Raw genomic sequence first — 17,392 nt, 5'->3', positions numbered from 1 at the left:
ACGAGCGGGCCCGGGCGCCGGTATCGGACGCGGGGTGGAACCGGCCCGCGGCGAAGGGCCTAGGCACGCCGTCCCGGGGGCCGGGCCGGCGGCGCAAAGGCCCCGATGTCCTCGGTCACCGGGGCCCGGGGATCCCCCTGGCGTCCGGACCCGCGAGGGGCTCGGCAGCCGACGGCCTCAGGAGCGGCGGCCCGAGCGGGCCAGCCACCGGCCGTCCCTGCGGGAGACCTCGACGGGGCGGCCGAAGCACTGGGTGAGCACCTCACCGGTCAGCACCTCGGACGCGGGGCCGCACGCGGCGGTTCTGCCCTCCCGGAGCAGCAGCGCGTGGCTGGTGGTCGGGGGAAGCTCCTCCAGGTGGTGGGTGACCGTCACGGTCGCCAGGGACGGGCGGTCGGCAGCCAGCCGGCGCAGCGCGTCGATCAGGTCTTCGCGCGAGGGCAGGTCGAGTGCGTTGAAGGGTTCGTCCAGCAGCAGCAGCGACGGCGCGGGCATCAGGGCGCGGGCGATGAGCACGCGGGCACGCTGGCCCCCCGAGCACACCCCGAAGGGCCGGTCGGCCAGTTCCTTGCAGTCCAGCTCGGAGAGCAGGTCGCTCGCCAGCTGCCGGGCCGCGTCGTCGTACTTGCGCCACAGCGGCTGCACCGTGCCCGTCGCCCCCGTCAGCACGACCGTGTGCGCCGTGGCGTCCTGCGGCACACGCTGCGCGGTGGAGACATGGCCGATGTGTGCGCGCAGCTCGCGCACATCCACCCTGCCCAGCCTGTTGCCCAGCACCTCCACGCTGCCGGTGGTGGGGTGCAGCACGGCGCCGAGGAGCTTCAGCAAGGTGGTCTTCCCGGCGCCGTTGGCTCCGAGCAGCGCCCAGTGTTCCCCGGCCCGCACCGACCAGTCGATGCCGTCGAGGATGAGCTGGTCCGAGGTCGAGCGGCGGACTCCGACCCCCTCGACCGAGGCGACCTGGCGGGGTGCGGGCTGGTTCACGGGGCCTCCCGGTCCTGCTGAGCGGTGGGTGCGCACGGTGCGGCACACTCCCGCGCGCCGTGCGGCCGACCAGACTAGCTGTGACATGCAGCGGCTTGGGCGAGTGTCTCACCGCCACCGGTGACCAGCGGCTCACCGTGCCCGGAGCAGACGGTGCCGGGCAGGGACAGCGCGGTGCCGCCGCAGGCGGCCCCGGGCGGCTGCCTGCGCGACGCCACGCCCGGGGCTGAGCGGCGGCGCGTCCGGCGAACCCCGTGCCGCGGACCTCCGTGCGGCGCACCTCCGTGCCGCCGGCCCTGTCCTGCGAACCCGTCCGGCAACGTTGTCAACCGGGATCGCTGCGGTTGCGGTCAGCGGCCGCGGACGGCTTCCCGGTAGCGCCCCACCTGCGGCAGCCAGCACAGCACCGCGGCAAGGAGGGCCGGCGCGGCGGCGATCAGACTGGTCGCGTAGGGGCCGGCGGGAGCGGCGTCCCGCAGGATCAGCAGATGCGGGAAGGCCGCTCCGCCCACTGCCAGGACGGTGAGCAGGATCCGGGCCCACAGGGTGCATCTGCTGCCGACGAACAGTCCTGCCACCAGCAGGGCGAGGGCCAGGGCGAGGGCGATGGCGGCCCGTGCCGACATGGTGCTCTGCCACTCGGTGACGACGTCGTCCCATGCGATGCGGGTCATCTCCGCGATGTCGGACGCATCCGTGCCCGCGGGCAGGCCGACCGCCGTCGGGTCGCCGTCCACGGCGTTGCGGACGTTCCGGTCCGCGAGGTCCTTGCCGCCGACGTACACCAGCAGCGCACCGACGGCGCCGGAGACGGCGGACAGCGCGGTGGCGGCCAGCAGGGCGACCAGGACCCCCGGTTTCCGCACCGGTTGACCGGCCGGGTGGCCGGAGTCCGGGAAGCTGGACGGCGTACCGGTGCGGGGGGCGGTCTGGGGGTGGCTCACGTGCGCGAACTCCTTGCGGCATTACGGGATATGGAATGATCGGTTCGACCCTTGCACGGGAACACCTGCGCGAACCAGCGCTTCTGGTGGGTAAATCTGATAACAGTGCGGCTGAACTCGGCGGTAATACAGGGGAGTTACGTCCGCGAGAACAACAGGCGACCGGTGCGCGGCCCGTCAGCTCCGTGCGGCTTCGCCGCCGGCCGGATGCCGCTCGTCCGAGGACACCAGCACCACGTCCAGGGCGCGCGGGCCGTGCACGCCCTCCACCCGGGCCAGTTCGATGTCGCTGGTGGCCGACGGACCGGAGATCCACGTCAGCGGCCGCGCCGGATCCAGCCGCTCCAGAGCCTGCGGTACGGAGTCCACGACCTGCTCCGGCACCCGCACCACACAGACGTGATGGTCGGGGACCAGCGTGATGCACCGCCGCCCCTGGTCCCGGGAGCCGTCCAGGACCAGGGTGCCGGTCTCGGCCACCGCCACCGCGCACCCGGTCACCACGCTGTCCACCGTGTCCAGCACGAGCGGGGTGAGTTGCGCCGCGTCCCGCAGGTGTGTGATCCCGTCCGGCAGCCACTGCTCGGGGATCCCCGGCGGAGTCACCACCCGGCGCGCTTCCCGGCGCAGGAGGAGCCCCGCGACGGTCTCCGGCAGCCCGGCGGGAGAGCTGTGGTGCACCCGCGCCCGGTAGTCCGCCAGATGGGCGGCGAGCAGCCGTGCGGCCTCCGCCGGGGAACGCCTGCCGTGGACGCGCAGATAGTCGCGGGCGACCGGCGCCTGCTGTGGTAGCTCTCCGCGCGGTACGTCGGCCAGCGCCCGCCGCACCCGTCCGAGTACCGTCTCCCGGCTGCTCACCGCGGGTCCTCCCGCGGTCCGGTACGGTCCGCCGAGCCGGCTGCGCCGGTGCCCCCGTCCGCGGAGTCCGCGCCGGTGCTGCCGGGTGCGCCGTCCGCGGTGCCGCGGGTGCGCCGCCACCAGTCGCGGAACGACTCCGCGGGCACCGCCGGCACCTCCCGGGTGTCGCTCCACGCGCGGCCGGGCCCCGGCAGCCTGCGCGGCACCAGGTGCCGCGCCCGTGCGGCCATCCGCTCACCGGCACGCAGCGCACGCGGATGGTCGAACGTCCAGGAGGCCGCCCGCATGGCTGCACGCTCCGCCGCGTGCCCCCTGGCCGGCCGCACCGTCGTGCGCTGCCCGCGCACGGTGGCCGTACCGCCCTGGACGACGCGCTCCCGCAGGTGCACCAGGACCTCGGGGATGTCGATGGCCACCGGGCACACCTCGTAGCAGGCACCGCACAGCGACGACGCGTACGGCAAGGAGGCGTCCAGCCCGGTCCCCATGCTGTCGAGCTGCGGCGTCAGGATCGCGCCGATGGGTCCCGGGTAGGGCGAGCCGTACGCGTGCCCGCCCGCGCGCTCGTAGACCGGGCACACGTTGAGGCAGGCCGAGCAGCGGATGCAGCGCAGCGCCTGCCGGCCCACCCGGTCGGCCAGTGTGTCGGTCCGCCCGTTGTCCAGCAGCACCAGATGGAAGGCTGCGGGGCCGTCGCCGGATGTGACGCCCGTCCAGGTGGAGGTGTAGGGGTTCATCCGCTCCGCCGTGCTGGAGCGCGGCAGGAGTTGCAGGAACACCTCCAGGTCCTGCCAGGTGGGGACGACCTTCTCGATGCCGGCCACCGAGATCAGCGTCTCGGGCAGCGTCAGGCACATCCGGCCGTTGCCCTCGGACTCGACGACGACCAGGGTGCCGGTCTCGGCGACCAGGAAATTCGCCCCGGAGACGCCCACCCTGGCTCTCAGGAACTTCTCCCGCAGGTGCAGCCGGGCGGCCTCCGCCAGGTCGCCGGGACGGTCGGTGAGCGCGTCCGGCGCGGGCCGGCCCCAACGCCCCATCCGCTCCTGGAAGATCTCGCGGATCTCGGAGCGGTTGCGGTGGATGGCGGGCACCAGGATGTGCGAGGGGCGGTCGTCGCCCAACTGGACGATCAGCTCCGCCAGATCCGTCTCGTAGGCCGAGATGCCCGCCTGCTCCAGCGCCTCGTTGAGGCCGATCTCCTGCGTGGCCATCGACTTGACCTTGACGACCTCGCGCTCCCCGGTCTCCCGCACGAGACGCGTGACGATCTCGTTGGCCTCCTGCGCGTCGGTGGCCCAGTGCACCGTGCCGCCCGCGGCGGTGACCGCGGTCTCCAGCTGTTCGAGATAGTGGTCCAGGTGGCGGAGTGTGCGGTCCTTGATCTGCGCTCCGGCCGTCCGCAGTGCGGACCAGTCGGCCAGTTCCGCCACCGCCCCGGCGCGCTTGCCGCGGATCGTGCGGGTGGCGTGCCGGAGGTTGCCGCGCAGCCGTTCGTCCCCCGTGGCCGCTGCGGCGGCCTCCGGGAAGGGCGGCATGCCCAGGTAGGTGACGCTCACCGCGCCCCTCCGTTCCTCGTCCTGCCCGTGCGGCCCGCCGCGGCGGTCGCACCGGGTCGGGCGGCCGCGGGTGCGCCGCTCACCACGGTGACTCCTCGGTGCTCGCCAGGATCTCCGCGAGGTGGACGGGGCGCACCGGCGAGCGCGCCCGGGAGAGCAGGCCGCCGATGTGCATCAGACAGGAGTTGTCCACCGTGCACACCGACGCGGCGCCGGTCGCACGGATGTGGTGCGCCTTGTCGGCACCCATGGCGGAGGAGACGGCCGGGTTCTTGACCGCGAAGGTGCCGCCGAAGCCGCAGCACTCCTCGGCACTCGACAGCTCGCGCAGCTCCAGCCCCCTGACCTGGTCCAGCAGGGCGCGCGGCCGGCCGCCCAGCCCGAGCACCCGCAACCCGTGGCAGGTCGGATGGTAGGTGACGGTGCGGGGGTAGTACGCACCGACATCGGTGACCCCCAGGACGTCCACGAGGAACTCCGTCAGCTCGTAGGTGCGCGGCACGACCCGCTCGGCCGCCGCGGCCAGTCTGTCGCCACGCCCCTCCGCCACCGCTCTGGCACCGATGCGCGGGTGGTTCTCCCGCACCATGGCCGCGCAGGACCCGGAGGGGACCACGATGTGGTCGTAGTCCGCGAAGGCGGAGGCGTACCGGTGCACCAGGGGCTCGGCCGCGTGCCGGTATCCGGTGTTGAACTGGGGCTGGCCGCAGCACGACTGCGCCTCGGGGAAGTCCACCCGGACGCCGAGCCGCTCCAGCAGCGTCACCACGGCCCGTCCCGTGCGCGGGTAGAGCGCGTCGTTGACGCAGGTGACGAAGAGCGCTACGCGCACGGCGACTCCCTTCCGTCCTGGCGCTGCCGGCCGGTGGGGTGCTCGCCGGCGGTGCGCCGCGCGGCAGCCCGCTCCCACGGCGAGCGATCACCTTCGGGGTCATACTGTCGCAGCCGCACGCTGTCGCGCACCAGGGCGCGCAGCGCGGGCAGCGGCCCCGTCACCGCTCCGGCCGTGCGGGCCTGGACCAGCAGGTTCCCGTACGCCGCCGCCTCCACGGGGCCGGCGACCACGGGCAGCCCGCAGGCGTTCGCGGTCAGTTGGCACAGCAGTGGGTTGCGCGCCCCGCCGCCCACCAGGTGCACCGCCTCCACCTCCGCGCCGGACAGCCGCCGCGCGTCGAGGACCGCGTCGCGGTGCGCGAGGGCGAGCGAGTCCAGCACGCAGCGCGCCGTCTCGGCCGGATCGCGCGGGACCGGCTGGCCGCCGCGTGCGCAGGCCTGGGCGATCCGCCCGGGCATCCGGCCCGGCTGCAGGAACTCCGACCCGCCCACGTCCACGACCGACCGCAGCCCGGGCGCCCGGGCGGCCGACCGCAGCAGCGGATCAAGTTCCTGCGGCGTGCCCTCCGCCGCCCAGCTGCGCAGGCACTCCTGGAGCAGCCAGAGCCCCATGACGTTGCGCAGATAGCGCACCGTGCCGTCCACGCCCAGTTCGTTGGTGAAGTTCGCCGCCCTGCTCTCCTCGGTCAGCACCGGCTCGCTCAGCTCGACCCCGGCCAGCGACCAGGTGCCGGTGGCCAGGTAGGCGAAGCGCTCGCCGCGGGCGGGCACTGCGGCGACGGCGGACGCCGTGTCGTGCGCGCCCACGGCCGTCACGGGCACCGGACCGCGCAGCCCGGTCTCGGCGAGCACGTCGTCCAGCAGTTCCCCGGCCGGGTCCCCCGGGGAGCGCAGCGGGGCGAAGAGGCCGGGGTCCAGTCCGACCGCCTCGGTGACCGCCGCGGACCAGTTCCCGGTGCGGGGGTCGAGGAGCTGGGTGGTGGAGGCGACGGTCAGCTCGGTACCGCACGTGCCGGTGAGCCAGTAGGAGACGAGATCGGGGACGAGCAGCATCCGGCGGGCCGCGCGCGCCTGTCGGCTGCCGCGGGACGCGGCCCACTGGTACAGCGTGTTGATGGGCATCCGCTGGACACCGGTGTGCGCGTACAGGTCGGCGGCCGGCAGCACCGCCTCGACCTCGTCCGGCGCGTTCCGGGTGCGTGTGTCGCGGTAGTGCACCGGATTGCCGAGCAGCGCCCCGTCCGCGTCCAGCAGGCCGTAGTCGACACCCCAGGAGTCGATCCCCACGGATGCCGGACCGGCCGCACCGGTGGCCGCCGCCACGGCGCGCAGCCCCTCCAGCACGCCCCGGTGGATGCCCAGCATGTCCCAGTGGAGAGTGCCGAGCACCCGCACCGGCCGGTTGGCGAACCGGTGCACCTCCTCCAGGGCGAGCCGGCCCTCCCGTACCCGGCCGAGCATGACGCGGCCACTGGACGCGCCCAGGTCGACGGCGGCGAAGGCGTCCCCGCGGGCCGTCGCCGCGCGGCGCGGCGGAGCCGGCTCAGCGGGCGGCATGGCGGCCGGGTGGCTCGCAGGGTGTGCTGCGCTGTCGTCCCGGCCGTCCGGAAAGGCGGTGCGGGCGGCGGCTCTGCGGGTGGTGCGCTCCGCCGGAGACCCGCGGAGCGCGGCCGCAGCGGCGCGGGTGCCGGGGTCTCACGCGCCCCACCCCGCGGGCCGGCCTTCCGCCCGGTCGCGCACGATCCGCTCCGCCCATCCGGACGCCGCGTAGGCCGCCACCGGGTCGCGGTCCGCGCCCAGTTCCTCCCGCACGTCGGCCAGCAGCGGCCGCACATCGGTGTCGTAGGCGTCCATCAGCACCGCGTGGGCACCCAGCACGTCTCCGGACTCCTGTGCCTCCCGCAGCGCTTGCCGGTCCACCAGCAGCGCCTTGGCCGTCGCCTCCTGGACGTTCATCACCGAGCGGATGACGGCGGGGATCTTGGGTTCGATGTTGTGGCACTGGTCGAGCATGAAGGCGATCGCGGGGCCGCCCTCCGCGCTCTCCGGGGTGCCCGGCAGGCCGCCGCCGGCGCGCACCTCGTACATGATGCGGAAGAGCTGGAAGGGATCGGCGGCCCCGGCCATCAGATCGTCGTCCGCGTAGAAGCGGGAGTTGAGGTCGAACGCGCCGAGCTTCCCCTCGCCCAGCAGGAAGGCGACGATGAACTCGATGTTGGTGCCCGGCGCGTGGTGGCCGGTGTCCACGCACACCCGGGCCTTGGGGCCGAGTTTGAGGCAGTGCGCGTAGGAGGTGCCCCAGTCGGGTACGTCGGTGGCGTAGAAGGCGGGCTCGAACAGCTTGTACTCCAGCACCAGCCGCTGGTCGGGGCCCAGTCGTTCGCAGACGGTCCACAGGGCTTCCGCCAGGCGTTCCTGACGGGCCCGCAGGTCGTCCTGGCCCGGGTAGTTGAGACCGTCGGAGAACCACAGCTTCAGGTCGCGGGAGCCGGTCGCGTCCATGATGTCGACGCACTCCCTCAGATGGTCCAGCGCCTTGCGCCGTACCGCGGGGTCCGGATTGGTGACCGAACCGAGTCTGTACTCCTCCTCCTGGAAGACGTTCGCGTTGACGGCGCCCAGCCGCAGTCCGCGCTCCCGGGCGTGGTCCGCGAGTGCGCCGAAGTCGTCCGTGCGGTCCCAGGGGATGTGCAGGGCCACCAGGGGTGCCACGCCGGTGTGCCGGTGGACCTGAGCCGCGTCGTCCAGCTTCTCGTGGACCGTGCGGGGGACGCCTGGCTGCGCGAAGACCTTGAAGCGGGTCCCGGAGTTCCCGTACGCCCACGACGGCGTCTCGATCCGCTGTGCGCGCAGCGCGGGGGTGAGGCGCGCGGGGTTCGGCTCGGGCATACGGCTCCTCGAGTGGATGCGGCACCGGGCGGCTGCCGGGACCCGGGGCGTCCGGGGTCCTCGGGCGACGGCAGGCGGGGTCGGCGGAATCAGCAGGGGCGACAGGAGCGGCAGGTGTTAAAAACGATTCAAGCCTCTGTTCCCGGAACGTAGAGGCGTTCGCCAGGTGCGGTCAATACCCCTCCCTCCATTGGAAATCGAGGAAATGACGCCCTCTTGACCGCTCTGTCGGCGAGGGCTAGCTTCCCGTCCGTCGTCCGGGAGATTTTGAATCAATTCATCTGCCCGGGCCGTCAGATTCCCTGCTGCGTCTGCCGAGCAGCCGAATACCGGAGGGGTGACATGGGCAGGACCGCGCCGCCCGGCGCCGACCGCGTGCCGGTCCTCGCGCTGAGCGGGGTGAGCAAGTCCTTCGGCAGCGTGCGCGCACTGCGCGGTGTGCACCTCGAACTGCACGCCGGGCGTATCCACGCCCTCGCGGGGGAGAACGGCGCGGGCAAGTCCACGCTGATCAAGGTCCTCGCCGGTGTGCACGCACCGGACAGCGGCCAGGTGCTGCTCGACGGGTCGCCCACCGCCTTCCACGGGCCGGGCGGAGCGCGGGACGCGGGCATCGCTGTCATCCATCAGGAACCGACGCTCTTCGGTGACCTGTCCATCGCCGAGAACATCTTCATGGGCCGCCAGCCCCGTCGCTCCCTGGGCCGTATCGACCGAGCCGCCACCCGCGAGGCCACCAGCGGGCTGATGGACCGGCTGGGCGTGGACCTCCGTCCCGACCGTGCCGCCCGCGGCCTGTCCATCGCCGACCAGCAACTCGTCGAGATCGCCAAGGCGTTGTCCTTCGACGCCCGGGTGCTCGTCATGGACGAACCCACCGCGGCCCTCACCCGCCGGGAGACGGCCAGGCTCTTCTCCGTGGTCGAGGCCCTGCGCGCCGCGGGAGCCGCAGTGCTGTTCGTCTCCCACCGACTCGGCGAGATCTTCGAACTGTGCTCGCACGTCACCACGCTCCGGGACGGCGAACCGGTCGCCACCGAGCCGCTGGCGGACCTCACCGAGGACGCGCTCGTCCGCCGTATGGTCGGCCGGGATCTGGGGCACCTCCGCCCCGAACGCCAGGCCCGCAGCGGAGAGGTCGCGCTCGCGGTGCGCGGGCTGAGCCGCGCGGGCGTCTTCCGGGACGTCTCCTTCGAGGTGCGCGAAGGCGAGATCGTCGCCCTGGCCGGACTCGTCGGCGCGGGCCGCAGCGAGGTCGCGCAAGCCGTCTTCGGCGTCGACCGCCCCGACGCGGGCGAGGTCCGGGTGGCCGGAACGCTGCTGCGCGCCGGGTCGCCCACCGCCGCCATGCGGGCCGGAATGGCTCTCGTGCCCGAGGACCGCAGACAGCGCGGACTGGTGGGGGAAGCCTCCATCGAACGCAACATCGGGCTCACCGGACTCGGCGGCCTCGGCCCGGCCGGACTCGTGCGCCGATCCGCCGAACGTGCCCGCGCCGGGGAGTGGGGACAGCGGCTGCGGCTCAAGTACGACCGCCTCTCCGACCCCGCGAACGTCCTCTCCGGCGGCAACCAGCAGAAGGTCGTCCTCGCCAAATGGCTGGCCACCCGCCCGAGGGTCCTCGTCGTCGACGAGCCCACCCGCGGCATCGACGTCGGCACCAAGGCCGAGGTGCACCGGCTGCTCGCCTCGCTGGCCGCCGACGGGCTCGCCATCCTGATGGTGTCCTCGGACCTGCCCGAGGTCCTCGGCATGGCCGACCGCGTCCTCGTCATGCGGGAGGGCCGGCTCGTCACCGACATCCCCCGGGACCGCGCGGACGAGGAGACGGTGCTGGCCGCTGCCGCCGGACGGGTCCGGACGGACGACGCGGAGCCGGGATCGGACGGTGCAGCCGGAGACGACAGCTCCGGGCCAAGCGCAGCCGCACTGCGTGCGCCGCCGAAGCCGGACGGCACCCCGCGGATGCCGGGACCGGGAAGACCGCGGGCCCCCGAGATTCCACGCGCCGACCCGGATCCGCGACCGCGGCAAGGAGGCACCCCGTGAGCACCACCCTGCCGCCCACCGCCCCCTCCGCACCCGAGCCCACCGGAGGCTCCACGGCCGAAACCCTCCTGCGGGTCCGCGAGTACAGCATCGGCGGGGCCCTCCTCCTGCTGATCCTCGTCACCTGGCTGGCCAACCCCGCCTTCCTCGACCGGCAGGGCGTCGAGGACCTGCTGCTCAACTCCGCCATCCTGGTGCTGCTCGCCACCGGGCAGTCCGTCGTCGTCCTCACCCGCAACATCGACCTGTCCGTCGGGTCCGTGGTCGGCCTGACCGCCTTCGCCTGCGGGTCGTTCGTCTCCGGGACCGACCGCGGCCCCCTCTCCCTCGTCCTGCTCGGCATCGCCCTCGGTGCCGCCTGCGGGTTCCTCAGCGGTGCCCTGGTCAGCTTCGGCAGAGTGCCCGCGCTGGTCGTCACCCTGGGCATGCTCTACGTCATCCAGGGCGTCGGCCACGCCTGGGCGCACGGGGAGCAGATCAACGCCGCCACCGTCCCCGACTCCGTGCTCACCCTGGGCAGCGGCAGCGTGCTCGGCATCCCCTGGCTGCCGCTGCTGTCCGCGCTGGTGCTGGCAGCGACCGGCTACTTCCTGCGGGCCTACCGCAGCGGCCGGGAGCTGTACGCCATCGGATCCCATCCCGAGGCGGCGCGCCTGGCGGGCATCCCGGTGCGGCGCCGGGTGCTGGCCGCCTACGTCTTCTCCGGCGCCGTTGCCGGATTCGCAGGCGCACTGTGGCTGGCGCGCTTCGGCACCGTCGTCGCCGACGCGGCCAACGGCTGGGAGCTCACCGTCGTCAGCGCGGTCGTCGTCGGCGGCATCGCCATCACCGGGGGAGTGGGCACCGTCTGGGGTGCGGCACTGGGCGCACTGCTGCTGACCACCATCGGCAGCGCCCTGATCGTGCTGAAGGTCGATTCCTTCTGGGAGCAGGCCATCACCGGCGTACTGCTGCTCGCCGCCATCAGCACCGACCGGGTGGTGCGCAGCCGCAGCACCCGGGCGCTCCGGAAGAGGAGGCGGCAATGAACGCACCACCGGCCCCCACGGCGCGGCGGCCCGCCCCCGCCGGGGACCGCACCGGAGTCCGCCGCTGCCCGGGCCTGTTGCGCTGGGACGCGGCTGTCGGCGCACTGCTGGTCGCCGCGTTCCTGGTGGGCACCGGCACCACCCCCGGGTTCTCCGACGCGGCCAACCTGTCCGCGGCCCTCGACGACACCGCCGAGATCGCCCTGCTGGCACTGCCGATGACCCTCCTGGTGGTCGCCGGGCAGGTGGACCTGTCGATCGCCTCGATGCTCGGGCTCTCCAGCGCACTGGCGGGTGCGCTGTGGGACGCCGGCTGGGCCTTCGAGACGCTCGTGCCGCTGTGCCTGCTCGCCGGGCTGGCCGGCGGACTGCTCAACGGCTGGCTCGTCACCCGGGTCGGGCTGCCCTCCCTGGCCGTCACCATCGGCACCCTCACCCTCTACCGCGGACTGGCCTCCGTGGTGCTGGGCGACAAGGCCGTCGCCGACTTCCCCGACAGCTATGCCCGCTGGGCGCGCAGCAGCGAGACCGTGCCCGGGACCTTCGTGCCGTATCCGCTGGCCCTCTTCGCGCTGCTCGCCGTCCTGGCGGCCGTCGTGCTGCACTGCACGGGCTTCGGCCGGGCGGTGTTCGCCGTCGGAGCCCAGGAGGACGCCGCACACTACGCCGGAGTGCGGGTCGAGCGCCTCAAGCTGGTCCTCTTCGCCGTCAGCGGCCTGGTGGCGTCCTTCGCCGGAATCGTCTACACCCTCCGCTACGGCAGCGCGCGCGCCGACAACGGACTGGGACTGGAACTGACGGTCGTGGCAGCCGTGCTGCTGGGAGGCGTGGACTTCGACGGCGGCAAGGGCACGCTCGGCGGAGCGGTGGCGGGCGTCCTGCTCATCGGCGTCCTGCGCAACCTGCTGACCCTGAACGACGTCTCGCACGAGATCCAAGTTATCGTCACTGGCGCGCTGTTGATCATCTCCGTGCTCACCCCGCGCGCGGTCTCGGTGCTCACCGACCGCAGGCAACGCCGTGCGGCCGCCGCCCGACCTCCCGAAGCGGCGGCCGACGCGGCGCCGGACACCGCAGCGCCACCCCCGGAGCCCCGCTAGCCCCCGCAGCCGCACCGCCGGTCCCGCAGTCTTCCGAAAGGCCACGCCCATGCGCTCGCACCCCCGCCCTCGCGCCCTCGCCCTCACCGCGGCGGCCTGCGCCCTGACCGTCACCGTCGCGGGCTGCTCCGGTACGACCAAGAGCGACGCGGAGGACGACGCGAAGGACACGGCGCACAACGCCGAGGCGAGCCCGGACGCACCGCTGAAGAAGGGCCTCGAACTGGCCTTCCTGCCCAAGCAGATCAACAACCCCTACATGACGGTGGTCGACAAGGGCGGTATCGAGGCGGCCGAGGAGTTCGGCGGCAAGGGCAAGGAGGTCGGACCCTCGGACGCGAAGGCGTCCTCGCAGGTGAGCTACATCAACACGCTCACCCGGCAGCGCCAGGACGCCATCCTGCTCGCCGCCAACGACCCCAACGCGGTGTGCGGGCCGCTGAAGGCCGCCATGAAGCAGGACATCAAGATCGTCACATACGACTCGGACGCGGGCGAGGACTGCCGCCACCTGTTCATCAACCAGGCCGGCTCCGAGGACATCGGCCGGGGCCTGGTCAAGGACATGGCCGAACAGCTCAACTACAAGGGCGACATCGCGATCCTCTCGGCGACCCAGAACGCCACCAACCAGAACACCTGGATCAAGATCATGAAAGACGAGCTGAGCAAGCCCAAGTACCGGGACATGAAGCTCGTCAAGACCGCCTACGGAGACGACGTCGACCAGAAGTCCTTCCAGGAGACCCAGGGCCTCCTCAAGGCCTACCCGGACCTGAAGGGCATCATCTCGCCCACCACGGTCGGTCTGGCGGCCGCGGCCCGCTATGTGAGCGGCTCCAAGTACAAGGGCAAGGTCACCCTCGGGGGCCTGGGCACGCCCAACCAGATGCGCAAGTACATCAAGAACGGCACCCTCGAGCAGTTCTCCCTGTGGGACGCCTCCAAGCTCGGCTACCTGGGCGCCTACGCCGCCGCCGCCCTCTCCTCCGGACAGATCACCGGGAAGGAGGGCGAGAAGTTCACCGCGGGGAAGCTGGGGGAGTACACCGTCGGCCAGGACGGCGAGGTCGTCCTCGGACCCCCGACGGTCTTCGACAGCGGGAACATCGACGACTTCGACTTCTGAGAAGATCGGGCCGAGGGGACGCCGGACAGCGGGGCGTCCGACCTGCGAGCAGCCGGCCGGACCGGCGGGGAGGGGCTGAGGCCGGTGCGGCGCAAGCGGGGCGCGCGGCCGGGGACCACCGGGGTGCCCGAGTGAGCCGGACGGTCGGGATCAAGGAGGTCGCCCGCGCCGCCGGGGTCTCCGTGGGCACGGTCTCCAACGTCATCAACCGGCCCGCGATGGTGGCCGAGGAGACCCGGCAGCGCGTGCAGTCCGCCATCGAACGCCTCGGCTACGTACGGAGCGAGGCGGCCCGCCATCTGCGCGCGGGACGCAGCCGCATCATCGCCCTGCTGGTCCTCGACATGGCCAACCCGTTCTTCGTCGACGTCGCGGCGGGCGCGGAGCGCGCCGCCCGCGCCGCCGGGCTGGGTGTCATGCTCTGCAACAGCGCCCAGAGCCCCGCCGAAGAGGCCGAATACCTGGCCCTCTTCGCCGAGCAGCGGGTGCGCGGCGTCCTGATCACCCCCACCGGCACGACGGGTGAGAACCTGACCGCCTTCCAGCGGCACGGCATCCCCTACGTCTCCGTCGACCGCGTCGCACCCAGCACCGAGGGCTGCTCGGTCTCCGTCGACGACGTCCGGGGCGCCGGACTGGCCGTGCGCCATCTGCTGGAGAGCGGCCACCGCGACCTCGCCCACGTCAGCGGACCGATGCAGCTGACCCAGTGCCGCGACCGCCACACCGGCGCCACCCGGGCCCTGCGCGGCTCCGGCGCGCGGCTGCGGCACATCGAGGGCTCCCGGATGGACGTGGCGACCGGCCGGGACGCCGGAGCCCGGCTGCTGGGCATGTCGCCGCGCCCCACGGCCGTCTTCTGCGCCAACGACCTGATGGCACTCGGAGTGCTGCAAGCGCTGTACGCCGCCGGTGTCTCCGTGCCCGAGGAGATCGCGCTGGTGGGGTACGACGACATCGAGTTCGCCGCCGCGGCGGCCGTCCCCCTCACTTCCGTGCGGCAACCCGCCTACCGCATGGGCCGGGCAGCCGCCGACCTGCTCATCGAGGAGACCGGCGAGGCCGCCGCCGGCCACACGCACCAGCGCATCGTGCTCCGGCCCGAACTGGTCGTCCGCGCCTCCACCCTCCCGCGCGGCTGACTCCCGCGGCCGCGTACCGGTCCCGTCCGCCTCCCGCGGACCGCATCGGCAACGGCGCCCGCCGGCCGGGGCGGAGCCGGAGCGCCGCGGCGAACGGCTCTCCACAGGGCCTCTCACACCGCGGCTGGGCTGACAGCCGGAGCCTCCCGGTCCCGCTCCGCCAGCAGCGACCGGATGTCCCGCACCGCCGCCCGGCCGGCCCGGTTGGCGCCGATCGTACTGGCGGACGGACCGTAGCCGACCAGGTGGACCCGCCGGTCCCGGGAGGCCCGCGTCCCCTCCAGCCGGATGCCGCCACCGGGCTCGCGCAGGCGCAGCGGAGCGAGATGATCGATGACCGGGCGGAAGCCGGTGGCCCACAGGACCGTGTCCGCGGGCGCCCGGCTGCCGTCCGCCCACGCGACCCCGTCCTCGGTCAGCCGGGCGAACATCGGGTGCCGCTCCAGCACGCCGCTCTCCCGCGCGCGGCGCACCTGCTCGGTCATCGGCAGCCCCGTCACCGACACGACGCTGCGTGGTGGCAGGCCCTCCCGCACCCGCTCCTCGACCAGCGCCACGGCCGCCCGGCCCGCTTCCTCACCGAAGGAATCGGAGCGGAAGCGGGGCGGTCGCCGCGTCACCCACAGCGTCTCCCGCGCGACCTCGGCGATCTCCAGCAGATGCTGCACCGCGGAGGTCCCGCCGCCCACGACGACCACCCGGCGGTCCACGAAGGCGTCCGACCGCGGGCCCGGATACTGCGCCGTGTGCAACTGGCGGCCCCCGAACAGCTCCTGCCCCGGCACCCGGGGCCAGAAGGGCCGGTCCCAGGTGCCGGTGGCGTTGATCACGGCCCGTGCCGTCCAGTCGCCCTGCGAGGTCCGCACCAGCAGCCGTCCGCCCCCTCCCGCGTCCCGCACCTCGCGGACATCCACCGGGCGCCGCACCCGCAGCGCGAAGGCCCGCTCGTAGGCCGCGAAGTACTCGCCGATCACCTCCGCGGACGGACGCCCGGGGTCGGCGCCGGTCAGTTCCATGCCGGGCAGCGCGTGCATGCCGTGGACGCGGCCGTACGTCAGCGTCGGCCAGCGGAACTGCCACGCCCCGCCCGGCGCGGGCGAGTGGTCCAGCACCACGAAGTCCGCACCGGGCACCAACCCGGTCCGCCGCAGGTGATAGGCGCTGGAGAGCCCCGCCTGCCCGGCCCCGACGACCACGACCGCCACGTCATTCATGCCTCTGCGAACCATCCGGCCCCCCGAAACCTTCCCGCACGTGCGCGGCGCCGCCCCTCCGTCGGGGAAGCGTGCCGTCGGGACGCGAGGTTGGTCCGCTTTGAGATGATCGACTCATGGCTGAGCGCTTCACGACACGTGAGATCGACGTCCGGACCGGCTCGCAGGAGGTGGTCCAGGATCTGACGCAGCAGTGCGGCTCCTTCCTGCGGGATGTCGCCGAGGACCGCGACGGACTGCTGAACGTCTTCACGCCGCACGCCACCGCGGGTGTGGCCCTGCTGGAGACCGGAGCAGGCAGCGACGACGACCTGCTGACCGCCCTGCGTGACCTCCTCCCCGCCGACGACCGCTGGCGCCACCGCCACGGCACTCCCGGCCACGGCCGCGACCACGTGCTCCCCGCCCTCGTCCCCCCGCACGCCACCCTGCCCGTGGTCGCCGGCCGGCTGGCCCTGGGCACCTGGCAGTCGGTGTGCCTCGTGGACACCAACGTCGACAATCCGGACCGGAAGGTGCGGCTGTCGTTCCTCGGGTAGGGCTGCGTCTGCCTTCGCTGGGGGAGTGATGTCCGGCCGTACCAGGTGCGAAAGCACCTTCTCCGGGCAGGGCAGGGCAGGGCAGGGCGAGCGGTCCTGCGCTGCGACGTACGGCCGGGAGGGTGTCACCCGCGAGGAACTCGATTACCGGCCCCGATGTTCGGATCGCCGGACGGACGGACGGTCACGGCGAGCCGCAGTCCGTGACGCGCCTGAGGGGATGGCCGGCCTGATCGCCCCGTCGGGCGTCATGGGTGCGTGATCCGCGCCGATGTCCACCCGAGGCCGTCGGACGCGCGAGCCGGGGGAGAGTGCCATGGGGGAGACCTGATGTGCCAGGGTGCCGGTATGGCGTGGAATGGTGAGGAGTACCAGGCCCGGTTCGACCGGATCGCAGCCGAGGGCGGGGACGTGCACGGCGAGGCCGCGCTGGTGCGTTCTCTGGGGCCGTCCAGTGTCCTCGACGCGGGATGCGGCACGGGCAGGGTGGCGATCGAACTGGCGCGGCACGGGATCGACGTGGTGGGAGCGGACCTCGATCCCTCGATGCTGGACACGGCGCGGCAGCTCGCCCCCGACATCAGCTGGCAGCTGAGCGACCTGGCCGATCTGGACCTCGGGAGGTCCTTCGACGTGGTGGTGATGGCGGGCAACGTCCCCCTGTTCACGCCGCCCGGAACGGAACCGGCCCTGGTCGCCGGGGTGGCTGCGCACGTCCGCCCGGGAGGCCGTCTGGTGGCGGGGTTCTCCCTGGACCGGGGATACACGCTGGACGCGTACGACGCACACTGTGCCGCGGCGGGCCTCACTCTCGAGAGGCGCTACGCGACATGGTCCCGCGAACCCTACGACGGTGGGGCGTACGCGGTCTCGGTCCACCGCAGGCCCTGACGACCGGTCACGCCGTCGAGCCTCCTGCCTCGCAGGGAGCGGGTTCGGGGCGGGGAGCGCAGGCTTCGGACCGGGCCCTGTCAGCACTGCGCGGTTCACCTGCCGCCATGCGGGTGACCCGTTGGCGTGGTACCGGTACGCGGCCCGTGCCGCGGCCAACCCTGGTCCGGCGAGCCCTCGGCTGTGGCGCGGTGCGAGCCCGACCGCAGCGGGACGCGCGCGTGGCCCCCGC

15 protein-coding genes are annotated in these 17,392 nt (G+C 73.4%); 7 read left to right on the top strand and 8 right to left on the bottom strand.

Annotation, left to right across the window (positions count from 1 at the left end; genetic code table 11):
• Nucleotides 1–177: 177 nt before the first annotated feature.
• The 7 genes from A949_RS0126555 to rhaI all read right to left on the bottom strand — a co-directional run bounded on the left by A949_RS0126555 (nt 178) and on the right by rhaI (nt 8,068).
• Nucleotides 178–984, bottom strand: a complete 807-nt coding sequence (locus A949_RS0126555) for an ABC transporter ATP-binding protein (RefSeq protein ID WP_019359087.1) — start codon at nt 982–984, stop codon at nt 178–180.
• A 350-nt stretch (nt 985–1,334) separates the two neighbouring features.
• On the bottom strand, nt 1,335–1,928 hold the full coding sequence (locus A949_RS0126550; protein WP_019359086.1) for a hypothetical protein: 594 nt from the start codon (nt 1,926–1,928) through the stop codon (nt 1,335–1,337).
• Between the two features lie 177 nt (nt 1,929–2,105).
• Nucleotides 2,106–2,786, bottom strand: a complete 681-nt coding sequence (locus A949_RS34675) for a LutC/YkgG family protein (RefSeq protein WP_051019652.1) — start codon at nt 2,784–2,786, stop codon at nt 2,106–2,108.
• Entirely contained in the window at nt 2,783–4,345 is a 1,563-nt protein-coding gene (locus A949_RS0126540) for a lactate utilization protein B (protein ID WP_019359084.1), read from the bottom strand. The genes A949_RS34675 and A949_RS0126540 overlap by 4 nt, the downstream gene beginning before the upstream one ends.
• Nucleotides 4,346–4,424: 79 nt before the next feature.
• Complete coding sequence (locus A949_RS0126535; protein ID WP_019359083.1) at nt 4,425–5,177, bottom strand: (Fe-S)-binding protein; 753 nt, start codon at nt 5,175–5,177, stop codon at nt 4,425–4,427.
• Nucleotides 5,168–6,736 carry a rhamnulokinase gene (locus A949_RS0126530; protein WP_019359082.1) on the bottom strand — a complete coding sequence of 523 codons (1,569 nt, stop codon included), beginning with the start codon at nt 6,734–6,736 and terminating at the stop codon, nt 5,168–5,170. Before A949_RS0126530 ends, A949_RS0126535 begins: the two co-directional genes overlap by 10 nt.
• Before the next feature lie 138 nt (nt 6,737–6,874).
• The gene (gene rhaI / locus A949_RS0126525) at nt 6,875–8,068 is read right to left on the bottom strand and encodes an L-rhamnose isomerase (protein WP_019359081.1); all 1,194 of its coding nucleotides are present in this window, start codon (nt 8,066–8,068) and stop codon (nt 6,875–6,877) included.
• Nucleotides 8,069–8,410: 342 nt separating this feature from the next.
• Between rhaI and A949_RS0126520 the strand changes: the two genes are divergently transcribed.
• The 5 genes from A949_RS0126520 to A949_RS0126500 all read left to right on the top strand — a co-directional run bounded on the left by A949_RS0126520 (nt 8,411) and on the right by A949_RS0126500 (nt 14,516).
• Nucleotides 8,411–10,117 (top strand): sugar ABC transporter ATP-binding protein, encoded by a 1,707-nt coding sequence (locus tag A949_RS0126520; RefSeq protein ID WP_019359080.1) that lies wholly within the window; start codon nt 8,411–8,413, stop codon nt 10,115–10,117.
• Nucleotides 10,114–11,145, top strand: a complete 1,032-nt coding sequence (locus tag A949_RS0126515) for an ABC transporter permease (protein ID WP_019359079.1) — start codon at nt 10,114–10,116, stop codon at nt 11,143–11,145. The genes A949_RS0126520 and A949_RS0126515 overlap by 4 nt, the downstream gene beginning before the upstream one ends.
• The gene (locus tag A949_RS0126510) at nt 11,142–12,245 is read left to right on the top strand and encodes an ABC transporter permease (protein WP_019359078.1); all 1,104 of its coding nucleotides are present in this window, start codon (nt 11,142–11,144) and stop codon (nt 12,243–12,245) included. The genes A949_RS0126515 and A949_RS0126510 overlap by 4 nt, the downstream gene beginning before the upstream one ends.
• A gap of 49 nt (nt 12,246–12,294) precedes the next feature.
• Entirely contained in the window at nt 12,295–13,374 is a 1,080-nt protein-coding gene (gene rhaS, locus A949_RS0126505; RefSeq protein WP_019359077.1) for a rhamnose ABC transporter substrate-binding protein, read from the top strand.
• Nucleotides 13,375–13,505: 131 nt separating this feature from the next.
• Nucleotides 13,506–14,516: a LacI family DNA-binding transcriptional regulator gene (locus A949_RS0126500; protein ID WP_019359076.1), complete on the top strand. Its 1,011-nt coding sequence runs from the start codon at nt 13,506–13,508 to the stop codon at nt 14,514–14,516.
• A 113-nt stretch (nt 14,517–14,629) separates the two neighbouring features.
• Here A949_RS0126500 and A949_RS0126495 read toward each other — a convergent pair whose 3' ends face one another.
• A complete protein-coding gene (locus A949_RS0126495; RefSeq protein WP_019359075.1) occupies nt 14,630–15,730 on the bottom strand; it encodes an NAD(P)-binding domain-containing protein in 1,101 nt (366 codons plus the stop codon).
• Between the two features lie 116 nt (nt 15,731–15,846).
• Here A949_RS0126495 and A949_RS0126490 point away from each other — a divergent pair, with 116 nt between their 5' ends.
• Entirely contained in the window at nt 15,847–16,269 is a 423-nt protein-coding gene (locus A949_RS0126490; protein ID WP_019359074.1) for a YjbQ family protein, read from the top strand.
• A 348-nt stretch (nt 16,270–16,617) separates the two neighbouring features.
• Nucleotides 16,618–17,160, top strand: coding sequence for a class I SAM-dependent DNA methyltransferase (locus A949_RS0126485; RefSeq protein WP_026005059.1), 543 nt, complete (start codon nt 16,618–16,620; stop codon nt 17,158–17,160).
• Nucleotides 17,161–17,392: the final 232 nt, after the last annotated feature.

Origin of the sequence: Streptomyces sp. AA1529 (genome assembly GCF_000280905.1) — a bacterium.
Classification (GTDB): domain Bacteria; phylum Actinomycetota; class Actinomycetes; order Streptomycetales; family Streptomycetaceae; genus Streptomyces.
This window is presented reverse-complemented; position numbering and strand designations above follow the sequence as displayed.

What these genes read in the sequence shown, in the direction of transcription:
- A949_RS0126530 (WP_019359082.1), bottom strand. Translation starts at nt 6,736, where the DNA reads ATGCCGCCCGCTGAGCCGGCTCCGCCGCGCCGCGCGGCGACGGCCCGC.
- rhaI (WP_019359081.1), bottom strand. Translation starts at nt 8,068, where the DNA reads ATGCCCGAGCCGAACCCCGCGCGCCTCACCCCCGCGCTGCGCGCACAG.
- A949_RS0126520 (WP_019359080.1), top strand. Translation starts at nt 8,411, where the DNA reads ATGGGCAGGACCGCGCCGCCCGGCGCCGACCGCGTGCCGGTCCTCGCG.
- A949_RS0126510 (WP_019359078.1), top strand. Translation starts at nt 11,142, where the DNA reads ATGAACGCACCACCGGCCCCCACGGCGCGGCGGCCCGCCCCCGCCGGG.
- rhaS (WP_019359077.1), top strand. Translation starts at nt 12,295, where the DNA reads ATGCGCTCGCACCCCCGCCCTCGCGCCCTCGCCCTCACCGCGGCGGCC.
- A949_RS0126495 (WP_019359075.1), bottom strand. Translation starts at nt 15,730, where the DNA reads ATGAATGACGTGGCGGTCGTGGTCGTCGGGGCCGGGCAGGCGGGGCTC.
- A949_RS0126490 (WP_019359074.1), top strand. Translation starts at nt 15,847, where the DNA reads ATGGCTGAGCGCTTCACGACACGTGAGATCGACGTCCGGACCGGCTCG.
- A949_RS0126485 (WP_026005059.1), top strand. Translation starts at nt 16,618, where the DNA reads ATGGCGTGGAATGGTGAGGAGTACCAGGCCCGGTTCGACCGGATCGCA.